The organism is Phenylobacterium sp. FG114, from assembly GCF_057809855.1.
Genome location: NZ_JBMDKU010000010.1, coordinates 14,566 through 33,003 on the forward strand (window position 1 = coordinate 14,566; position 18,438 = coordinate 33,003).

Annotated in this window: 22 protein-coding genes; 13 read left to right on the forward strand and 9 right to left on the reverse strand. The window is 71.2% G+C overall.

The window, feature by feature from the left end:
- Positions 1-92 precede the first annotated feature (92 nt).
- Positions 93-1,598, forward strand: a complete 1,506-nt coding sequence (locus ACODSY_RS17120) for a T6SS phospholipase effector Tle1-like catalytic domain-containing protein (RefSeq protein ID WP_488952987.1) — start codon at positions 93-95, stop codon at positions 1,596-1,598.
- On the opposite strand, the gene ACODSY_RS17125 is transcribed toward ACODSY_RS17120, so the two are convergent.
- Together ACODSY_RS17125 and ACODSY_RS17130 are read right to left on the reverse strand one after the other, a co-directional pair.
- A complete protein-coding gene (locus ACODSY_RS17125; protein WP_488952988.1) occupies positions 1,595-3,226 on the reverse strand; it encodes an amidohydrolase in 1,632 nt (543 codons plus the stop codon). The genes ACODSY_RS17120 and ACODSY_RS17125 overlap by 4 nt on opposite strands.
- Positions 3,227-3,284: 58 nt before the next feature.
- Complete coding sequence (locus ACODSY_RS17130; protein ID WP_488952989.1) at positions 3,285-3,458, reverse strand: hypothetical protein; 174 nt, start codon at positions 3,456-3,458, stop codon at positions 3,285-3,287.
- A 111-nt stretch (positions 3,459-3,569) separates the two neighbouring features.
- On the opposite strand from ACODSY_RS17130, the gene ACODSY_RS17135 reads away from it, so the two are divergent.
- Positions 3,570-4,532: a DUF4118 domain-containing protein gene (locus tag ACODSY_RS17135; RefSeq protein WP_488952990.1), complete on the forward strand. Its 963-nt coding sequence runs from the start codon at positions 3,570-3,572 to the stop codon at positions 4,530-4,532.
- Between the two features lie 154 nt (positions 4,533-4,686).
- Here ACODSY_RS17135 and ACODSY_RS17140 read toward each other — a convergent pair whose 3' ends face one another.
- Together ACODSY_RS17140 and ACODSY_RS17145 are read right to left on the reverse strand one after the other, a co-directional pair.
- A complete protein-coding gene (locus ACODSY_RS17140) occupies positions 4,687-5,220 on the reverse strand; it encodes an RcnB family protein (protein WP_488952991.1) in 534 nt (177 codons plus the stop codon).
- A 28-nt stretch (positions 5,221-5,248) separates the two neighbouring features.
- On the reverse strand, positions 5,249-6,976 hold the full coding sequence (locus tag ACODSY_RS17145; RefSeq protein ID WP_488952992.1) for an MHYT domain-containing protein: 1,728 nt from the start codon (positions 6,974-6,976) through the stop codon (positions 5,249-5,251).
- A 202-nt stretch (positions 6,977-7,178) separates the two neighbouring features.
- Here ACODSY_RS17145 and ACODSY_RS17150 point away from each other — a divergent pair, with 202 nt between their 5' ends.
- From ACODSY_RS17150 to ACODSY_RS17190, 9 genes are all read left to right on the forward strand, one after another.
- Positions 7,179-9,008, forward strand: coding sequence for an alpha/beta fold hydrolase (locus ACODSY_RS17150; RefSeq protein WP_488952993.1), 1,830 nt, complete (start codon positions 7,179-7,181; stop codon positions 9,006-9,008).
- 80 nt (positions 9,009-9,088) lie between these two features.
- Positions 9,089-9,562: a hypothetical protein gene (locus ACODSY_RS17155; protein WP_488952994.1), complete on the forward strand. Its 474-nt coding sequence runs from the start codon at positions 9,089-9,091 to the stop codon at positions 9,560-9,562.
- A gap of 179 nt (positions 9,563-9,741) precedes the next feature.
- Positions 9,742-10,176, forward strand: a complete 435-nt coding sequence (locus ACODSY_RS17160; RefSeq protein WP_488952995.1) for a hypothetical protein — start codon at positions 9,742-9,744, stop codon at positions 10,174-10,176.
- 96 nt (positions 10,177-10,272) lie between these two features.
- Positions 10,273-10,470 (forward strand): hypothetical protein, encoded by a 198-nt coding sequence (locus ACODSY_RS17165; protein ID WP_488952996.1) that lies wholly within the window; start codon positions 10,273-10,275, stop codon positions 10,468-10,470.
- Positions 10,471-10,518: 48 nt separating this feature from the next.
- On the forward strand, positions 10,519-10,722 hold the full coding sequence (locus ACODSY_RS17170; RefSeq protein WP_488952997.1) for a hypothetical protein: 204 nt from the start codon (positions 10,519-10,521) through the stop codon (positions 10,720-10,722).
- A 74-nt stretch (positions 10,723-10,796) separates the two neighbouring features.
- On the forward strand, positions 10,797-12,128 hold the full coding sequence (locus tag ACODSY_RS17175; protein WP_488953167.1) for an amidohydrolase family protein: 1,332 nt from the start codon (positions 10,797-10,799) through the stop codon (positions 12,126-12,128).
- Positions 12,125-13,231 carry a dipeptidase gene (locus ACODSY_RS17180; RefSeq protein ID WP_488952998.1) on the forward strand — a complete coding sequence of 369 codons (1,107 nt, stop codon included), beginning with the start codon at positions 12,125-12,127 and terminating at the stop codon, positions 13,229-13,231. The genes ACODSY_RS17175 and ACODSY_RS17180 overlap by 4 nt, the downstream gene beginning before the upstream one ends.
- Positions 13,232-13,256: 25 nt before the next feature.
- Positions 13,257-13,898, forward strand: a complete 642-nt coding sequence (locus tag ACODSY_RS17185) for a DsbA family protein (RefSeq protein ID WP_488952999.1) — start codon at positions 13,257-13,259, stop codon at positions 13,896-13,898.
- 30 nt (positions 13,899-13,928) lie between these two features.
- Positions 13,929-14,225, forward strand: a complete 297-nt coding sequence (locus ACODSY_RS17190) for a hypothetical protein (RefSeq protein WP_488953000.1) — start codon at positions 13,929-13,931, stop codon at positions 14,223-14,225.
- A 3-nt stretch (positions 14,226-14,228) separates the two neighbouring features.
- Here ACODSY_RS17190 and ACODSY_RS17195 read toward each other — a convergent pair whose 3' ends face one another.
- Positions 14,229-14,621, reverse strand: a complete 393-nt coding sequence (locus tag ACODSY_RS17195) for a hypothetical protein (protein WP_488953002.1) — start codon at positions 14,619-14,621, stop codon at positions 14,229-14,231.
- A gap of 57 nt (positions 14,622-14,678) precedes the next feature.
- Between ACODSY_RS17195 and ACODSY_RS17200 the strand changes: the two genes are divergently transcribed.
- Positions 14,679-14,960 carry a DUF2277 domain-containing protein gene (locus tag ACODSY_RS17200; protein WP_488953003.1) on the forward strand — a complete coding sequence of 94 codons (282 nt, stop codon included), beginning with the start codon at positions 14,679-14,681 and terminating at the stop codon, positions 14,958-14,960.
- 14 nt (positions 14,961-14,974) lie between these two features.
- Here the strand turns inward: ACODSY_RS17200 and ACODSY_RS17205 are convergent, their stop codons facing one another.
- Genes ACODSY_RS17205 through ACODSY_RS17220 form a run of 4 tightly spaced genes read right to left on the reverse strand, consistent with a single transcriptional unit; the run spans position 14,975 to position 17,957 of the window.
- A complete protein-coding gene (locus ACODSY_RS17205; protein ID WP_488953005.1) occupies positions 14,975-15,214 on the reverse strand; it encodes a DUF2188 domain-containing protein in 240 nt (79 codons plus the stop codon).
- 17 nt (positions 15,215-15,231) lie between these two features.
- Positions 15,232-15,543, reverse strand: coding sequence for a UBP-type zinc finger domain-containing protein (locus ACODSY_RS17210; RefSeq protein WP_488953006.1), 312 nt, complete (start codon positions 15,541-15,543; stop codon positions 15,232-15,234).
- 9 nt (positions 15,544-15,552) lie between these two features.
- Positions 15,553-17,190, reverse strand: a complete 1,638-nt coding sequence (locus ACODSY_RS17215; RefSeq protein ID WP_488953007.1) for an amidohydrolase family protein — start codon at positions 17,188-17,190, stop codon at positions 15,553-15,555.
- 41 nt (positions 17,191-17,231) lie between these two features.
- Positions 17,232-17,957, reverse strand: a complete 726-nt coding sequence (locus ACODSY_RS17220) for an FABP family protein (RefSeq protein ID WP_488953008.1) — start codon at positions 17,955-17,957, stop codon at positions 17,232-17,234.
- A gap of 94 nt (positions 17,958-18,051) precedes the next feature.
- On the opposite strand from ACODSY_RS17220, the gene ACODSY_RS17225 reads away from it, so the two are divergent.
- On the forward strand, positions 18,052-18,384 hold the full coding sequence (locus ACODSY_RS17225) for a DUF2200 domain-containing protein (protein ID WP_488953168.1): 333 nt from the start codon (positions 18,052-18,054) through the stop codon (positions 18,382-18,384).
- Positions 18,385-18,438: the final 54 nt, after the last annotated feature.

The following is an 18,438-nucleotide window of genomic DNA, read 5'->3' on the forward strand; positions in this document are numbered from 1 at the left end:
CGCTGCCCAAACCCCCATCACGCCCGCCTGTTCCGTGGGGTTTCCGACGCTCAGGCCTGGTTGAAGCGGCGTCGTGATCAACCTAGAGTGTGGTGACCGAGGGGGAGGGCCTGCCGATGCCCACCGCGAAGCCGACCGCACGGCGCCCACGCGACGGGCGAAAGCGCCTCGCCGTCTTCTGCGACGGCACCTGGAACGATCTGCGGATGCCCAGCCTGACCAATGTGGCGCGGCTGGCGAAATGCGTCTCCCGCCAAGGTTGGGACGGCCGCGACCAGGTGGTGTTCTACGACGCCGGCGTCGGGGTCGCGACCGGGGTCTCGCCGTTCGTCGACCGGCTGGTCAGCCTGCTGGGTGGCGCTCTCGGCCGCGGGATCGACGAGAAGATCGAGGCCGCCTACCGCTTCCTGGTCCTCAACTACGAGCCGGGCGACGAGATCTTCGTCTTCGGGTTCAGCCGCGGCGCCTACACCGCGCGAAGCCTGGCGGGTCTCATCCGCAAGTGCGGCATCGTGCGGCGCGACTGCTTCGAGCAGATTCCCAACGCGATCCGCCTGTACCGCAGCAAGGCCGCGCCCTCGGATTCCGAGCTGATCGCCTTCCGGGCCAGCTATGGCGCGCGGGTGCCCGGCACGGACAGGCCGATCGCCAGCGGGCCGGAGGACCTGTCCGAGGCGCCGCTCGACACCTCCCGCGAGCCTTCGGCGCATCCGCCCGACATCTGGGCGCGCCGCGCGGTCCGCATGACCCGGGTGGATTCCGACGCCGCCGAGAAGGAGGTCGCGCCGCCCGAGCCGCCGCCGCTGGAAATCTACCGGATGATGTACCTGGGCCTGTGGGACACGGTCGGCTCGCTGGGCCTGCCGCCTTCGATCCCGTTCGTGTCGACCCTGCTGAACCGCCGGTACCGCTTCCACGACACCCGGGCTAGTTCTCTGATCTCGTCGCTGCGCCACGCCTGCGCGCTGGACGAGGACCGCAAGGTTTTCGATGTCACCGAGGTCGCCAACATCGACCGCCTCAACGGCGAATGGGCCATCAACAACGGGCTCCAGGTGGACTACCCCGACCGGCCCGGCTTCGTGCAGCCCTGGGACCGTCCGTTCCAGCAGTGCTGGTTCCCGGGCGGGCACGGTTCGGTGGGCGGCGGCAATGCCGAGCGCGGGCTATCCAGCGGCGCCCTGGTCTGGGTGGCGGTGGGCGCGCTGCAGGCGGGCCTGAAGTTCGAATGGGGCGGTGCGTCCGAGCTGGCCCGCGCCAAGACCGAGCGCACGCCCTACGCCGACTGGCGCATCGACAGGGAGGGGCGGCCCCTGCCGGCCTGGCGATTCGACTTCCTGGGCTTCCTGACCGGCTACCGTGACCGCCAGGGACCGAAGACCCGCGCCGAACTCTCCTGGGCGGCGATCCAGCGGATGGACAATCCCGAGGCGAACTATCGCCCCGCCACCCTGAAGCGCTTCACCGGTTCCGCCCGGCCCACCCCGCTCCACCGGATCGTGGCGCGCGCGCTGGGCCTGCTCGTCTGGCTGGTCCTGCTGGCGGCGCTGTTCCGGTTCGTGCACGAGCCGCTCAGGGCCTGGCTGCACGCGCTTTAGGGCCGGCGATAGACCACCTTGCCATCGACCACCGTCAGCACGGCGTGGCCCTTGGGGATCTCGGCTTCGGGGGCCTTCATCAGGTCGACCGAGAAGGCGGTGAGGTCCGCCCGTTTGCCCACCTCGATCGTCCCCAGCTCGCTCTCGGCGAAGCGGGCGTAGGCGGCGGCCGAGGTGAACAGCTTCAGCGCCTCGGCGCGGCTCAACGCCTCCTCGGGATGCCAGTCGGCGGCCGAAAAGCCCTTCAGGTCCTTGCGCGCCACCGCGGCGTAGAACTCGATCAACGGGTCGCCGCGCTCGACCGGCGCGTCCGAGCCGCCCACCACCACGGCGCCCGACTTCAGGAAGCTCTCCCAGGCGTAGGCGCCGTTGAGCCTCTGCTCGCCCAGCCGGGCGGGCGCGAAATGCAGGTCCCCTATGGCGTGGCTGGGCTGCATCGAGGCGATGACGCCGAGTTGCTTGAACCTCGGGATATCCGCGGGCCGCACGATCTGGGCGTGCTCGATCCGCCAGCGCAGGCCGTCCACGGCCTGTTCGCCGTAGAGATCCAGCACGTTGGCGTTGCCGCGGTCGCCGATCGCGTGGGCCGAGACCTGGATGCCCGCGGCCTTCGCCTTCGCCATGGCCTCGCGCATCGTCGCGGGCGGCGTGCGCACCAAGCCCGTCGTGCCGGGCGCGTCGGCGTACGGCTCGAACAGGGCGGCGCCGCGCGAACCCAGGGCGCCGTCCTCGTACAGCTTGATCGCCCGCGTGGTGACCCGCCCGTCCTTGGTGGCCCGCGGCCCGCCGGCGAACAGCGGCCCAGCCTGGTCGGCGTCCACGGCGTTGTAGACCCGCAGCGGCGTCTTGCCCTGCGCGTTCAGCGCCTCCAACAGGCCGACGTCCTTCCAGTCAACGCTCATGGAATGGACGCCGGTCCATCCGTAGGCCGCCTCCACCTTGAACGCCGCGTCGAACGCCGCGCGCCGGTCGGCCTCGGTCGGCGGAAGTTGCAGCTTGCGGACCAGGCTCATGGCGTTGTCCACCAGCATGCCGGTCAGCTTCCCGTCAGGCCCCTTCAGGATCTCGCCGCCCGCCGGCGCCCGGGTCGTCTCGTTGATCCCCGCGGCCTTCAGCGCCGCGGAGTTCGCCACCAGCGCGTGGCCGTCGGCGCGCACCAGCAGCACCGGCTGCCCGCCCGAGAAGGCGTCGATGTCGCCGCGGTTCAGGAACCGTCCCTCGGGCCAGCCCGTCTCGATCCAGCCGCGCCCCCAGACCGGCCCGGCCGGCTTTCGCGCGGCCAGATAGGCCTTCACCCGGCCCGCCGCCTCGGCCGCCGACCTGGAGCCCTCCAGGTTCAGCGACAGTTCTCGCTCGCCGATCCCGCGCAGGTGGGCGTGGGCGTCGGTGAAGCCCGGGAACAGGGCGGCGCCTTTCAGGTCGATGGTCTCGGTGGTCGGGTCGAGCTTGAAGCGGATGGTCTTCGGGTCGCCGACAAAGGTGATCTTGCCGCCCTGCACGATCACCGCCTCGGCGGTCGGCTGGGCCTCAACGCCGGTGTAGATCGGCCCGCCCGAGATCCACAGGTTCTGGGCGAGGGCGGGAGAGGCGGCGAGAACCGCCGCGGCGGCGAACAGGGTGAGCTTCATCCGCTGAAGCTACCGACCGATTGTCGCCATCGCCAGCCCGCCGGGACCGCGCTTCCCGCTAATGCTCCTCGCCGCCCAAACAGTGGTCGTAGACCGCCTTGGCCGTGCCGGCGAGGGTGACCGCCGCGGTATGGAGGGCGGTCTGGCCGACGATCGACTCCGCCTGCTGCGAGAGCCCGAGCAATTCCTCGGCGATTGCGGAAAGCTTCAGGTACACGTCGCGGTCGTTCATGGCCCACCTTTGTGTCCGTTCGGTCAAGCACGCCAAGCCGGCCTGTGCTAGACCCCGGCTATGTTGTCCTGGTTCTCCCGGCGCGCGCCGTCCGGCGTTCACGAGTCGATCATGCCCTGGCTATGGACCGCGGCCCTCGTCGCGGCGGCCTTCTTCATCCGCCTCCCGATGCAGTCGGTGCTGGGCGGGGGCCTAGCCTATTCCTGCTTCTATCCGCCGGTCATCCTGGCGGCCTATGCGTTCGGGCGCCGGCAGGCCACGGCCGCCGCGGCGGTCTCGGCCTTGTTGGCCTTCTGGTGCTTCGTCGAACCCGTCTATGCCTGGAAGGCCTCACCGCAGATCCTGACCGGCTTCGTGTTCTTCGGCGTCACCTGCGCCGTGGCCATCGTGGTCATTACCGGCCTGACGGGGGCGCTCCAGGCGGTCTCATCCGAACTGGGCCGCGCTCAGGCAGTCGCCGACAGCCATGCGGGCCTGTTCCGCGAACTGAACGAGCGCATGAGCCACCATATGCGCCTGGTGGCCGGCGTCCTGGCGCTGCAGGCCAAGGGCGAACCTGAGCCGGCCGTCGCCGACAGTCTGAGGCGCGCCATGGAGCGCACCTTGCTGATCTCGCGTGTCCATCGCGAACTGGGGGGCCGGGCGGATCAGGCGGTGGACTTCGACGCCTTCGCCGCCGCCCTGGCGCGCGCTGTATGCACCGCCCGTGAGCAAGCCTTCGAGCGGGTCCAGGTCCAGCCTTCCGGCCTCACGCTCGGGGTTGAGGAAGCCACCTCGCTGGGCGTCGCCCTGGCCGAGTGCCTGGGTGCTCTGTTCGACACCGGGGTGGCCGGCCCGCTGCGGATCCGGTTCGACACTGGCGCCCGCCAGGCCGAAGTGGCGATCTCAGGCGCCGGTGACGGCGTGGACGGGGTCCTGGTCTCGGTGACCAACGGCTACCTGCTGCGCGCCATGACCGAACAGCTAGGCGCCGCCGTGGCGCTTCGAGCCGACGCCGAGGGCTCGGCGCTCGTGCTGTCGATGCCCCGGGCGGGCAACCCGGATCACGGCGCCCAGGCCTCGACGCTGCACTAGAGCGCGTCAGCGTTAAGTGGAAGCCGGTTAGCCCGCCGGCGCGCTCTAAACTTTTGATTTGGAGCCTGTTTATCCAGTTCAGATGGATCCGTTTCAACCGGACAGGCTCTAGGCGCGAAAAAGGGGAAGGTCGCCCTTCCCCCTCGCTGCGGTTCTAGTAGCCGTTGGCGACGACGCTGGCGATCAGGCCGGTGGCCAGGGCCATCAGCACGAAATTTCCGTCAGCATAGACCCAGCGATGGCCGGGAGGCGGGGCGCGCAGGCCGTAGTAGTAGGGATCCTGCACATAGTAGCCGCGATAGGCCCGCGGGACGTAGGCGCCGCGGCGCCAGGTGTAGCCGCGCGTCACCGGGTGATAGCCATAGCCGGGCGCGTACCAGTAGCCCGGACGCGCGCCGCGATAGCCGCGCCATTCCGCGCGGTCGCGCCAGGTGTCGGCGCGGGCGCGGTTGTAGCGGACTTCCGCCTGGCTGCGGCGCACCTCGGCCCGGTCGCGGGCCAGTTCGCGCTGTTCGCGGGGGGTGACCACGCCGTCGCGGCGGGCGTCGCGGCGATCTTCTTTCAGCTCCCGGCGATCGCCACGCAGTTCGCGGCGGTCTTCCCGTCGTTCGTGGCCGGGCTGCGCCGATGCGGCCATCGGCGCGGCGACGGTGGCCAGGGCGACGGTGGCGTACAACAGATACTTCATGTCGGGTCCTCGTTGCGCGTTCCAGCGCTCAGGAGAGACCTGTCGCGCTGAACCCGTCCTGAACCCCCGGATTCAGCCTAGGTTCATCTGCCCGTCCGAATTCGAGCGGGATCGACAGGGCGCCGTGGAAACCGACCGGCTCGAACCTGAGGTCAGCCGCGCCGCCCAGTTCGCCCATCACGGCGCCCTGCACCATGCGCATCCCGAAGCCGCGCCGGCTTGGCGGCGTGACGGCAGGGCCGCCCGTCTCGACCCAGTCCAGCAGAAGCTGCGGTCGCGCGCCGCCAGGGAGCACCGTCCAGTTCAGCCGCACGCAGCCGCCCGGCGCCGAGAGGGCGCCGTACTTGGCCGCGTTGGTGGCCAGTTCGTGGAACACCATCCCCAAAGCCAGCGCCTCGCGCGGCGCGAGGTTCACCTCGGGGCCCGCCAGTTCGACCTGGTCCTTCGGATAGGGGCCTAACTGCTGCTGCAGCAGCTCCTGCAGTTGCGCCCGCTCCCACGAACTGCGGGTGAGCGCGTTGTGGGTCTGCGACAGGGCGATCAGGCGGGCTTCGAACAGTTCGCGGAAGTCGTCGATCGAACCGGCGCGCTTGGCCGACTGGCGCGAGATCGACTGCACGGCGGCCAGGGTGTTCTTCACCCGGTGGTTCAGCTCGTCGATCAGCAGCCGCTGGCGTCGTTCGCTGTCCGCGACCTGGCCGAAGGCCTCCTGCCGCTCGGTGACGTCGAAGACGACCCCCACCATGCGACGCGGACGCCCGCCGGCCTCGTCCACCACCTTGCCGCGGATGGCGACCCAGCGTGGCCCTGGGGCGCTCGCGACGCGAAGCTCCAGGTCGTAGTCGCGGCCGCTCTCGATAGCCAAGGCCAGCCGCTCGCGCCGGGACTCGTCGCTAGGCGGCAGCAGGGCCATCAGTTCCGGCAGCCCGAACGGCGCCTCGACATCCTGGCCCAACAAGGCCTTGCCGCGCGGGGAGACTTGCAGCGCCATCTGGGGCAGGGCCAGTTCCCAATAGCCGACGCCGCCAGCGTCCAGGGCCGCCAGCACGTTCAGTCGCTGGTCGTAGAACGAGGCCAGTAGGGCCAGGAAGAGGATCAGCAGCGTCCCCGTCGCGACGGCCGCCCCCATGACGTAGGGCGGCGCGCCGTCGTGCAGCACGGCCGGCCCGGCCCCGTGAGCGATCGTCAGCGCGGCCATGCCGGTATAGTGCATGCCCGAGATGGCGGCGCCCAGGATGACGGCTGCCGCGGTGCGCCAGCCCATCGCCCGCTCGCGCCGCGCCGCGAGCAACGCCGCCGTCGAGGCCACCACCGCGATGAGCAGCGACAGCGAGACCAGAGCTGGATCGTACCGCAACGAGACGTTCGTCCGCAGCGCCGCCATGCCCACGTAGTGCATGGCGCAGATCCCGGCGCCCATGAACGCGCCGGCCAGCGTGACAAAGGCGCCGCCTGTCCGTTCCCGCGCCGCCGAGAAGAACGCCCCCCAGGTCGCCCCGATCGCCAGGGCCAGCGAGGCCAGGGTCAGGCTCGCGTCGTAGCTGACCGGGCCGCCGGGATCGAAGCCCAGCATGGCGATGAAATGCATGGACCAGATGCTGGCGCCCATGGCCGCCGCGGCAGTCCCCAGCCACACTTGGCGCGTCCGGCCGATGTGGGAGCGCACCCGCCGGAACAGGTCCAGCGCGGTCCATGACCCAAAGACGGCCACCAGCAGCGATAGCGCCACGAAGGCCGGGTGGTGATGGTGTGGCATGGCCCCCGACTCAGCCCGCCCGCAAAACTCACCCGGAAAGCTTCATAATCAAAGCGAAATGCAACTGACGCCTGCAGGAACTCGCGTAACGCGATTCTTCGAATGGCGCGCCGCGGGCGCATGCGATAGCCGTGGCTCGAAGTTTGCGGAACGCGTTCCACGAACCTTGCAACTGTCCCGAGGGGGCGCGTAGTCCGCCGGCATGCCGCCAAGTTCCGCTCGTCTCGCCGACCTCCTCCGCACCCGTGCGTCCTCCGGCGCCCCGGTGGAGCTGTTGCTGGACTCCTGGGCGGTGGTGGAGGATGCGCTGCTGGCCGACAGCGGCCATGCGAGGGAAGACCTCGCGGCGGCCGCCGACGCCCTGCCGCCCATGGCCGGCGCCATTGCAGACCGCCGGGCGCTGGCGGCTGCGGTCCTCAACGGCCGCGGTCAGGTCTGTTTCGCCGATCCCGGCTATCTCGAGATCTTCCCGGATTCAGCCGACCTACGGCCTCTGCTGAAGCGCGCGACGCGCGAGGGCCCGGTGGTCAGCCTGGTCGAGGGCGCGGCGGGCGCGGCGTTCACCGCCTGGGTGGGGGAGGCCTCATCGGCGGTCCGCTGGCCGCTGGGGCCGGACGCGGCGGACGCCCTGCGCGCCGCCCCCGACCGCTTCGCCGTCGTCGTCTGCGCGCCGTCCCGCTCGTCCGAGCTGGCGCGCCGCGCCGCCCGCGCGCTGGACCTGACGGCGCTGGAGGCCCGGCTGGCCGAGGCTCTGCTGTTCGCGCCCAACCTCGACGTGGCGGCGGCCGACGTGGGCGTGGGCCGCGAGACCGCGCGCGACGCCGTTCGTCGCATCCACGCCAAGGCCGGCGTCCGGCGCACGCCCGAGCTGATCGGCCGGCTGATCGCCATCATGTGCGTGACGGGCGATGTCCCGAGCGGGGACGAGGCCCTGGCGGAGAGCGCCTTTTCCCTCACCCCCGCCGAGGCGCGGGCCGCCGCGCTCGTGGCGCGCGGGTCCACCACCCGCGAGGCGGCCCAGGCGCTGGGCCTCAGCCCCGAGACCGTCAAGAGCCACATGAAGGCCGTGCTGCAGAAGACCGGGGCGAAGGGCGCCAAGGACCTGGCCCGCCTGCTGGTGGAGGCGCGCGAACTGGTCGCCGTGGCCTCGGCTGCCGAGCCGCTGCTGGGCGAGGAGGCGGGCGGCGGTCGCCTGCGGATCGTGGCCGCCCTCGACGGCGCCCGGCGCGTGGCCCTCTTCGACTACGGACCTTACGACGCCGAGCCCCTGCTGGTCTTCCACGGGGCCGCCGCGGGCCGCCGCATTCCCGAGGGGTTCCGGCGCGCCCTGGCCGAGCGCGGTCTGCGCCCCATCGTCGTACAGCGGCCGGGCTTCGGCCTGACCGACCCGGCGGCTGGCGACTATGCCGCGGCCGGCGCCGCCGACCTCGCCGCCGTGGTCGACCGCCTCAAGCTGCGGCGGGCCCACATGCTGGCCCGCGACACGGGCATCCCCGTGGCGCTCCGTTTCGCCAGCGATTTCCCGGAACTGCTGGGCCGAGCGATGCTGCTCAACCCGCATACGCCGACCTCCCTGGTCGACGACCGGGCGACCGTGGGCGCCGGGATCCAGCGGCGTCTGCTGCGCAATCCCGAGCTCGTGGCCACCTTCGCCGAGCTGCTGCGCCGCCAGGTCACCACCGAGCTGCTCAGCCAGATCCTCGACAAGGTCTTCAGCGACCTGCCCATCGACGCCGAGATGCTGCGCGACCCCGCCGTGCGGGAATTCCTCGTCCGCGACATCCAGGCCCTATGCGCCCGCTCGGCCCGGGGATTCGCCGCCGAGCACGCTGCCTACGCCAACGGCTGGACGCCGCCTGGGGGGCTGGGCGGATACGACTGGACGGTCGTGCTGTCGGCCGGCCTTGAGGGCCAGCCCGATCCCGCCTGGATCGGCGCGCCGGACCTGCGGGTGGTCCACCTGGCCGGAGCCGGCGTGTTGCCGCAGTTCACCCATCCCGACGCGCTTGCCGACGTCGCCGCCGGACGCTGAGCGGACACCCCCAATCGGGGGAGGGCGCCCCCTTCCTCCCGCCTTACCCTCGGAAACATCAGGGTTTCTTGGGGGCGACAATGTACAGGGCAATCATTCTAGGCGCCGCGGCCGCCGCGCTGCTGGCCGGTCCGGCCTCGGCGCAGCAGCTCCAGGTCAGCTATCCGGGCGACGCCGCTATGGACTGCGTCGCGCTCTCGACGGAGGCCGGTCGCATGGACCAGCTGATGGCCGACGCCAACGCCCAGGTCGGCAAGGCCAACGGCACGGCCCAGGGCGCTGGTCTGGCGTCCACCGTCGCGGTCGAGGGCATGCTGCGTACCGGTGTGCTGGGCCGCGTCCCCGGCGCCGGCATGTTCGCCAACAGCATGGCCAACGCGGCCAAGCAGCGCGCCGCCCAGGTCCAGGCTCAAGCCCAGGAGACGATCCAAACCGCCACTACCCGCAAGGCGCTGCTGGCCGGCCTCTACTCGGGCAAGGGCTGCGACGCGGCTCCACCGCCCGCCGCCCCCTCGCCGGAACCCGCGGTCGCGCCGTCGCCGACCGGCGCCTGATCGCGTCGAGACCGGGCCCGGCCCGGCCATCCACGAACTCCGTGCGGACGCTCGGGCGAGGGCAATCGCCCCCATGCGACCTCTCGGCCGCTCGTCCTCGTGGGTGGTCGGACCCGGCCCGGTCCCGATGAAATCTAAGGAAACGCCGCGCCCTCGCCCGATTGGGGAAGGTGGTTGCCTTGCCCGACGACGTTAGCCAAATCTGCAGCATGGCCACCCGCAGCCCACCGGGCCGGATAATCCTCCAGGCGCTGATCTCGATCGCCGTGGCCGCCGTGCTCGTGGGCGTGGCCACGCTGGGCCGGGCGGCGCTCGGGCCCAAGCTGGGGGCGCTGTCGCCTTTCATGCTCTATGTACCCGCCGTCCTGCTGGCCGGTCTGGTGCGCGGTCCCTTCTGCGGCGCCCTTGTCATGCTGGCGGGAGGCCTTGTGGGTTTCCGCCTGTTCGTCAGCACCAATGGCGTGGCGCAGGACGGCTCGGTGGTGGCTCTGATGATCTTCTGGGGTGTCTCCGCCCCCGTGCTGGTGACCGCCAACGAGCTGCGGGTCCAGCTCGGCCGCGCCATGGCGCGCCTCTCCGCCGCCCTCGAACGAAACGGCCGCACGCCGGCCTGATCGCCAGGGATTTCGCTTCTCAAGCGAAAGTGTCGGGTGCCGGACTCAACCGGGTGGGGAAGGGTGTATAGTCACGGCTGGTCGGAGGGACCGGCGATGCCGCTCTTTACGTTCTACCCTTGCCTGCCCGACGGCTCGTCCCCGGCGCTTGAGACGATCGAGTGCCGCGACGACGCCAGCGCCATGGTCCGCGCCCGACGCGTCCTCGAGGACCATCTGAGCGCGGCCGAGGTGGTGATCTGGCTGGGCGAGCGTCGTGTCGGCGCCGTGGCCCGGGTGGTCGGAGACGCCTGACGCGCGCACGGCCTTGCCCTGCGCGGCCGCATCGGCCAAAGCCTGCCCATGCCGAGCGCCCCGAAGCCGCCCGACGAGGGCAAGCCTGATCGCCGGGCCGCCGCGGTTCGCTGGATGGCCCTCTTCACCGCGGCGCTCGCAGTCATGTGCGTGTGGCTCGCCATGGCCTGGAAGACCGAGCGGGAGGCCGCCGCCTGCTGGCGCATCGCCGCCGAGTTCCAGCAGACTCCCGAGGGCGGTTGCCGGAACTGACCCGCGCGCCATTGCGGCCGGCCCCGGCGCGACCTAACCCTCGTGGCGACGCGGCGAGGGGGTTTCCTGTGACGATGCGAATGATGGCGGCCGGCGCCTTGGCGGCCGGATTGCTGGCCGGCCCAGGGCCCGCGGCGGCCGAGGCCGTGCTCTACCGCAACGCCATCCTGATCGACGGGACCGGCGCGCCGGCCCGGCCGGACATGAGCGTCCTGGTCGATGGCGAGACCATCGTCCAGGTCCTGCCCGCCGCGCAGCTCCCGGCCCCCGCCGGCGCTCGCGTCGTGGACCTCGCGGGCAAGTTCCTGCTGCCCGGCCTGATCGACAGCCACGAGCACCTGGCTACCCCGCCCAACCGCCGGCAGGCCGAGGCCAGCCTGCGCCGGGATCTCTACGGCGGGGTCACGTCGGTCCGCGACATGGCCGACGACCTGCGCGCGGTGGCCGAGCTCACGCGGGCCTCGCTGCGCGCCGAGATCCCCGCGCCCGACATCTACTACGCCGCCCTGATGGCCGGCCCGTCGTTCTTCGCCGACCCGCGCACGCTCGCCGTCAGCTACGGCTACACGCCCGGCAAGACGCCGTGGATGCAGTCCATCGACGACAAGACCGACCTGCGGGAGGCGGTGACCCTGGCGCGCGGCACGTCCGCCACGGCGATCAAGATCTACGCGAACCTGCCGGCCGATCTCGTGGCGAAGATCGCCGCCGAGGCGCACCGCCAGGGCCTGAAGGTCTGGGCGCACACCGCCGTCTACCCGGCCACGCCCCTGGAAGTGGCCGCCGCGAGGCCGGACGTCATGAGCCACGCCTGCTCGCTCGGCCACCAAGCGCTGGGCACGCCGCAGACCTACCAGTCGCGCACGCCGATGGACCCCGCGCTCTTCCTCAAGTCCGACAACCCCGACGTCGCCAAGGTGCTGGCGACCATGAAGGCAAACGGGACCATGCTGGACGCCACCACCAGCATCTACGCCCACATCGAAGCCGAGGCGGCCAAGGACCCGAAGGCCCGCAAGCCGCTCTGCACCGGAGCCATGTCAGACGCCCTGGTCCGCCAGGCCTGGCAGGCGGGGATCGAGCTTTCCACCGGCACCGACTGGGTCGCGCCCTACGACGATCCCTGGCCCACCCTGCACCACGAGCTGGCCGCGCTGGTGAAGCTGGGCATGCCGCCCGCGCAGGTGATCCGCGCCGCCACCCTGAACGGCGCCCGCGCCGCCGGCCAGGCCGACCGCCTCGGCTCGATCCAGGCCGGCAAGCTCGCCAACCTGATCGTGGTGGCGAAGGACCCGACGGCCGACATCGGAAACCTCAAGACCCTGGAATTCACCGTCAAGCGCGGCCGCGAATACCGTCGCGCCGACTTCAAGCCGCTCACCAAGGACGAGTTGGAAGACCGATGAACCGCCGCACCCTGCTCGCCCTTTCCGCCGCCGCGGCCGCGTCGCCGGCCCTCGCCGCAACGTCCGATCCCATCGCCGGCATGACCGTGATCAACGCCCTGGGCGGCCTGGACGACCCCAACTTTCCCGAGCGGACACGGCCGGAACTGACGCCCCGCATCCTCGCCGATGCCCGGGCGTCGGGCCTGACGGCGGTCAACTGGACGATCGGCTACGTCGCCGGCCCGGACGAACCCTTCCAGAAGTCGGTGGCCGACATCGGCCAGTACGACGCCCTGATCCGCGCCCATCCGAAGGACGTGCTCAAGGTTCTCTCCGCCGCCGACATCGCCCGCTGCAAGGCCGAGAAGAAGGTGGGGATCATCTACGGCTTCCAGAACGCCGCCATGATGGGCGACGACCCCGCCCGCGTGGACATCTTCGCCGACCTGGGCGTCCGCATCATCCAGCTGACCTACAATCTGAGAAACCAGCTCGGCGACGGCTCCATCGTGCCCGAGGGCCGGGGCCTCACAGAATTCGGCCGCAAGGTCGTCGACCGTCTCAACGCCAACCGCGTCATGGTCGACCTTAGCCACTCCGGCCGCCAGATCTGCCTCGACGCCATCCAGGCGTCGAAGCAGCCGATCTCGATCAACCACACCGGCTGCCGCGCGCTCACCGACCTGCCGCGCAACAAGACCGACGAAGAGCTGCGCGGCGTGGCCGAGAAGGGCGGCTTCGTGGGCATTTACTTCATGCCGTTCCTGAATCTCAGCGGCCATGCCCGCGCCGTCGACGTGGTCGCCCACATCGAGCACGCGCTGAACGTCTGCGGCGAGGACCACGTGGGCATCGGCACCGACGGCACGGTCACCCCCATCGACGACCTCGACAAGTACGCCGAGGCGCTGCGCAAGGAGCATGAGGACCGCAAGGCCAAGGGCATCGCCGCGCCGGGAGAGCGCGCCGACACCCACCCCTTCGTCGACGACCTGCGCGGTCCCGACCAGTTCCGCAAGCTCTACCGCCTGCTGGCCGAACGCGGCCACAAGCCGGCCCGGATCGAGAAGATCCTGGGCGGCAACTTCGTGCGCTATGCGAGAACGGTATGGGGCGCCTGACCGGGGTCCTGCCTATATCGGCGACGTGAAGCCGGCCCGTCTGTCCCTCGCCCTCGCCATTGCCGCCGGTCTCGTCGGCTATGCTTGGCTGCAATGGTCGCCGCCGGCGGGGCGCAAGCTTGAGCTGACGCCCGTGGTCTCGGATGTGCTTTCCGATCCGGGCTCGCCAGCCACCGGCGCGGCCCGCCCCGAGGTCACGGTGGTGATCTTCACCGACTACCAGTGCCCCGTATGCAAGGCGACCGATCCGGCCCTGTCGCGCCTGCTGGAAGCCAATCCCGGCGTTCGCGTGGTCTGGAAGGACTGGCCGATCCGCGGGCCCATGTCCGACCTCGCCGCGCGCACGGCCCTGGCCGCCGATGCGCAGGGAAAGTACGGCCCCGTGCACGACGCCCTCATGGCGGCCCGCGGTCAGCTCTCGCCCGCCCGCATCGCCGACATCGCCGCGCAGGCCGGAGCCGATCCCCAGCGGCTGGCCGCCGACCTGCGCATCCACGCCAAATCCATCGACGCCCAGCTCGGCCGCCACAGGATGCAGGCCTTCTCCCTCGGCCTTCAGGGCACGCCGGCGTACCTGGTCGGGCCCTACCTGATCCAGGGCGGCCTGGACGACCGCGCCCTGGCCGCCCTCGTTCGCCGCGCGCGCCGGGCGGGACCGCCGCGCTGAACCTCGCTCGCCTTCGCGCGCTCTAGGGACATGGTCCGAAACTTCATTCCCTTCGCCGTCCTCGCCGCCGTCCTCAGCGTCGGCGCGTGTCAGGGCAAGGCCACCGCCGACGGCGCGTCCGCTCCGGCGGCCTCCGAACCCGCCGCGGCGCCCGCCGCCGGCGCGACCACCGGCGCGGCCGGGGCGATCGGCTCGGCGGCCGATCCCAACCCGACCGGCTCCGGCGCCACCACGGGCGCCACGCCCGGCGATCCCAATGGGGCGATGGGGGCGACCGATCCCGCCAGGCCGCCGGGCTCGACCCCGCCCATCGCGCCGCCGAACTGATCGTCAGCGCACCTGCCAGCCGCGCGCGGTCAGCCAACGGCGCGCCGCCTCGGCCGCGTCCGGCCCCTGGGTGCCGGGGATCGGCTGGATCACCGCGCCCTCGCCGTTGATCAGGATCACCCCGCCCGAGGTCCCGTCGGCGCGCACATAGCCCACCGCGCTCTCCCGCGCCCGCTGCCCGGTCCGCGCCAGGTAGAGCGGCCACTGGAAGACCACCCGCAGCTCCGTGTCCTGCTTCGGCGTCGTCCCCGGCGCCGTTCCGCCGGGCGGATAGCGCACCTCGGCAGGAGCTGGTTCGGGCCGCGGCTCGGGCTGGCGCGTGGTCTTGGCCGGCTCGCAGGCCGCCAGCGCCAGGGCCACCGCCAACACCAGTCCGGTCACGCCGAAACAGCGCATGCTCTTCCCCTTCGCTCGGCCCGCGGCCATCTTCAGCGCGAGACGGAGACCCCGCCCATGTGCCGCAACATCAAGACGCTGTTCAACTTCGACCCCGCCGCCACCGACGACGAGGTGCGCGCCGCCGCCCTGCAGTTCGTGCGCAAGCTGTCGGGCTTCAACGCACCGTCCAAGGCCAACAAGGCCGCCTTCGACGCCGCCGTCGAGGAGGTGTTCCAGGCCGGCCACCGCCTGCTGCACGAGCTGGAGACCACCGCCCCGCCGCGCGACCGCGAGGTCGAGGCCGCCAAGGCCCGCGCCCGCAACGCCGAGCGTTTCGGCCAGAAGGCGTCCGCCTAGGCCCCGGCCTGAGATCAGTCGTCGACGCGGGTGTAGGGCCGGTCGTCGCCCGCCTCGACCTCGCTGCGCCAGCGTCCCTGGGCGTCCTCGTAGACGATGCCCGTGGTGTCTCCGGGCACGCGTTGCTCGCCCGCCGCGCGCACCGCCGCCTTGTGCGCCGCCTCCCGCGTCGGGAAGGTCTCGGAGAACGTGCCCTCGAACTTATAGGCCCAGCCGCCGTCGTGCTGGACCAGGTGATAGACGACGTCCGCCATGGGAGGCTCCTTCGGGTTCAGTACCAGCGCGGGATCGGCCCCAGTTGCGGCGTCCGCCGCTCGCCCAGGTCGAAGACCAGCTCGTCCACATAGCACCATCCCCAGCCCTCCGGGGGATCGTAGCCCTCGATCACCGGATGGCCGGTGGCGTGGAAATGCGCCGTCGCGTGCTTGTTCGGCGAGTCGTCGCAGCATCCCACGTGGCCGCAGGTCCGGCACAGCCGCAGGTGCAGCCATCGCGAGCCCGACTTCAAGCACTCCTCGCAGCCCCGCGCGCTGGGCGTGACGTCTGCGATCGACTGGGCGTGGCGGCAGGGCAGGTCGTCCATCGAAGGCTCCTAGGGCTTTCCGGCCGCCACGCGCTCGGCCTTCTGCTTGTCGACCATGGCCTTCACGTCGGCGAGCAGCGCGTGGGCGTCGTAGGCCACGCCGCGCGTCACGGTCCATTTCACGCCGCCCACCCGCTCGACCTTGTTGTCGGCGCTCAGGCGCTCGTGGCCGGTGCCGTACAGGGTCTTGAAGTTGCTGAGCGGGTTCTCCGGGACGATCACCAGGTCGGCGCTCATCCCCGGCCGCACGATGCCGAAGCTGGGCGCCTCGCCCTTCGGGTCGGCCAGGGTGCGGGCCCCGTTGCTGGTGGCCGCCTGGATCACCTCCAGCGGCGTGAAGCCCGCCTCCTGCAGGAGTTCCAGCTCCTCGATGTAGCCGAAGCCGTACAGCTTCCAGATGAAGCCCGAGTCCGACCCCGTGCTCACCCGGCCGCCCATGTTCTTGTAGTCGTTCACCAGCCGCATGAAGCGGGCGTAGAAGTTGCGCCAGGCCACCTCGTTGCCGGTGGTCCAGTCGTAGAAATAGCTGCCGTGGTTGTCGCGCGTGGAGACGAAATAGTCGTTCAGCGTCGGCAGGGTGTAGATCGCGTGCCAGTCGGCGTTCTTCGCCCGCATCAGGTCGCGCGACGCCGCATAGATTGTCATGGTCGGGTCGAAGTCGACGCCCGCCGCCTTCTGGGCCTTCAGGTAGTCGACCCAGGCCTCGGAGCCCGGCTCCACCTCGTCCCAGATCTCCGCCGCCTCGCCGAACCGCTTGGCCTCGTCGTAGAAGTTGTAGTCGTTCGGGTACTTCTGCAGCCGACCGTTCGCCAGCATCGACTCGAAGTGGCCGTAGAAGTGGGTGACGGTTCCCAGTCCCGCCGCGCCGAACTGCCGGGCGTTCATCCCCGCCACGCCGGGCTGTGAGATATGGGCCACGGTGCCCAGGCCCAGCTTCTTCGCCTCGTCGATCGCCGCCGTCATCGCCTCGGGCGTCTCGTCGTTCCAGCCGAAGAACTTGATGCCGTCGACGCCGTTCTTCGCCGCCCACTGCACCCAGGCGCGCGCCTTGGCCGGCCCGTCGATCCGCCCGCCGCTCCAGCCCTGGCCCATGGTCTGGTAGTTGAAGATCCGCGGCGCGACGATCTCGCCGCGCGCGCTGCGCCCCTTCTCCGACACCGCGATGTCGTGCGGCGCCAGGCTCACGCCGCGCACGGTGGTCACCCCGTGCGCCAGCCACAGCTTGTAGGCGTACTCCAGGTCGGGCGACTTCACCGGGTCGCCGCCGTGGACGTGCAGGTCGACGAAGCCGGGCAGGGCGTACATGCCCGTGGCGTCGATCTCCTTATCGGCGTCGCGCGGCGCCCGGTCGGCCTTCAGCGGCATGCCGGGCCAGCCGGCCTGCAGCACGTCGGTGATCTTGTCGCCCTCGATGACGATGTCCACCGGCCCGCGCGGCGGCGCGCCCGTGCCGTCGATCAGCGTCACGCCGCGGATCACCAGCTTGCGGTAGGGCCCCAACCCTTCGCCGGCCCGCCGCGCGGGGGCCGGGTGCATGGTGGGCTTCGCGGCCGTCGCCTGCGGCGCCGCGGCGGCCTTCTGCGCCTGCGCGGGCGCGCCCGCCATCGCCACCGCCAGGGCCATTCCGGCCCAAACCCAACGCCCCATCGAACTCCCCATCTCTGCCGCCGCGACGATAGCGCCGCCCCCTACGTGTCCGCCATCCCGTGCGCCGCCAGGTGCGACTTGACCTCGCCGCGCGCGATCCGCGCCAGCGGGTTCGGCGTCGGCTCGCCCACCTTCTTCAGGGTGTTGCGGTCCCGGTGCTTGAACAGGCCGTCCTGCCCACGCACCGCCAGCATCGTGTCCGACACATAGCTCCAGCTGTCCGGGCCATCGAAGGTGATCTCCAGCGCGTACGACTCGGTCCGGAACGCCCACTCCAGGAAGTCGGTGGAACAGATGCCGTAGCCTGGCCCGCCGCGCTCGGCCTTCACGATGATCTTGCCGTCGCCCGCCTGGCCCTGGCCTCTGGCCAGCGCGACTTGCCCGCGCGGGATGGCCAGGGTCTGCATCACCAGCCCCGTCGCCGGCTCCCAGAGCCAGTAGCCCACCTGGTCGTGGAAGGTGGTGTCCTCCTCGGGCGTGGCGATGTGCACGTGGTAGCGCAGGCCGTACAGCAGCTGCGGCCCGTTCGGCTGCGGGTCGATGGGCTGCATCTCGATCCGCTCGAGATATTCCCGCCGCTCTGGCCCCTCGGCCTTGGGGTTCAGGTCGGTCCCCTTGCGCCCCTCCCAAATCCCGGCCAGCGGCCTGAGCGGCCCCAGGTTCGCCAGCGTGTCGGGATCCACGTCCTCCGGCTCGGTGAAGATGTCGTCGGGGAACGGGTTCATCGGTAGCCCTGCGCAGCGGTCGAACCCCGCGACGATAGCCACGCTTGGCGCCGGACTCTACCTATCCCATGGTTGCGGTCTCCAACGGAGGCCCTCAGTGGAAACGACCGTCGCGAAGACGCACCGCATCTACACGATGAGCTTCGCCAGCGTGCACCCGCTTTACGTCGCCAAGGCCGAGCGGAAGGGGCGCACCCGCGCCGAGGTCGACGAGATCATCCTTTGGCTCACCGGCTACAGCCAGGCCGAGCTCGACCGCCATGTCGCGGAGAAGACGACCTTCGAGACGTTCTTCGCCCAAGCGCCGCGGCTCAACCCCGCCCGCTCTGAGATCAAGGGCCTGATCTGCGGCGTCCGCGTCGAGGAGATCGAGGAGCCGCTGATGCGCGAGATCCGCTACCTGGACAAGCTCATCGACGAACTCGCGAAGGGTAAGGCCATGGCCAAGATCCTGCGGCCGCCACCGTGACCGCCGCCGCGCCATCCTGCACTCCCTGACCGGCTGGCGCGCCTTGGGGTGAGC

What these genes read in the sequence shown, in the direction of transcription:
- ACODSY_RS17125 (WP_488952988.1), bottom strand. Translation starts at nt 3,226, where the DNA reads ATGAAGCTCACCCTGTTCGCCGCCGCGGCGGTTCTCGCCGCCTCTCCC.
- ACODSY_RS17130 (WP_488952989.1), bottom strand. Translation starts at nt 3,458, where the DNA reads ATGAACGACCGCGACGTGTACCTGAAGCTTTCCGCAATCGCCGAGGAA.
- ACODSY_RS17135 (WP_488952990.1), top strand. Translation starts at nt 3,570, where the DNA reads ATGCCCTGGCTATGGACCGCGGCCCTCGTCGCGGCGGCCTTCTTCATC.
- ACODSY_RS17140 (WP_488952991.1), bottom strand. Translation starts at nt 5,220, where the DNA reads ATGAAGTATCTGTTGTACGCCACCGTCGCCCTGGCCACCGTCGCCGCG.
- ACODSY_RS17145 (WP_488952992.1), bottom strand. Translation starts at nt 6,976, where the DNA reads ATGCCACACCATCACCACCCGGCCTTCGTGGCGCTATCGCTGCTGGTG.
- ACODSY_RS17150 (WP_488952993.1), top strand. Translation starts at nt 7,179, where the DNA reads ATGCCGCCAAGTTCCGCTCGTCTCGCCGACCTCCTCCGCACCCGTGCG.
- ACODSY_RS17155 (WP_488952994.1), top strand. Translation starts at nt 9,089, where the DNA reads ATGTACAGGGCAATCATTCTAGGCGCCGCGGCCGCCGCGCTGCTGGCC.
- ACODSY_RS17165 (WP_488952996.1), top strand. Translation starts at nt 10,273, where the DNA reads ATGCCGCTCTTTACGTTCTACCCTTGCCTGCCCGACGGCTCGTCCCCG.
- ACODSY_RS17170 (WP_488952997.1), top strand. Translation starts at nt 10,519, where the DNA reads ATGCCGAGCGCCCCGAAGCCGCCCGACGAGGGCAAGCCTGATCGCCGG.
- ACODSY_RS17175 (WP_488953167.1), top strand. Translation starts at nt 10,797, where the DNA reads ATGCGAATGATGGCGGCCGGCGCCTTGGCGGCCGGATTGCTGGCCGGC.
- ACODSY_RS17180 (WP_488952998.1), top strand. Translation starts at nt 12,125, where the DNA reads ATGAACCGCCGCACCCTGCTCGCCCTTTCCGCCGCCGCGGCCGCGTCG.
- ACODSY_RS17190 (WP_488953000.1), top strand. Translation starts at nt 13,929, where the DNA reads ATGGTCCGAAACTTCATTCCCTTCGCCGTCCTCGCCGCCGTCCTCAGC.
- ACODSY_RS17195 (WP_488953002.1), bottom strand. Translation starts at nt 14,621, where the DNA reads ATGCGCTGTTTCGGCGTGACCGGACTGGTGTTGGCGGTGGCCCTGGCG.
- ACODSY_RS17200 (WP_488953003.1), top strand. Translation starts at nt 14,679, where the DNA reads ATGTGCCGCAACATCAAGACGCTGTTCAACTTCGACCCCGCCGCCACC.
- ACODSY_RS17205 (WP_488953005.1), bottom strand. Translation starts at nt 15,214, where the DNA reads ATGGCGGACGTCGTCTATCACCTGGTCCAGCACGACGGCGGCTGGGCC.
- ACODSY_RS17210 (WP_488953006.1), bottom strand. Translation starts at nt 15,543, where the DNA reads ATGGACGACCTGCCCTGCCGCCACGCCCAGTCGATCGCAGACGTCACG.
- ACODSY_RS17215 (WP_488953007.1), bottom strand. Translation starts at nt 17,190, where the DNA reads ATGGGGCGTTGGGTTTGGGCCGGAATGGCCCTGGCGGTGGCGATGGCG.
- ACODSY_RS17225 (WP_488953168.1), top strand. Translation starts at nt 18,052, where the DNA reads ATGAGCTTCGCCAGCGTGCACCCGCTTTACGTCGCCAAGGCCGAGCGG.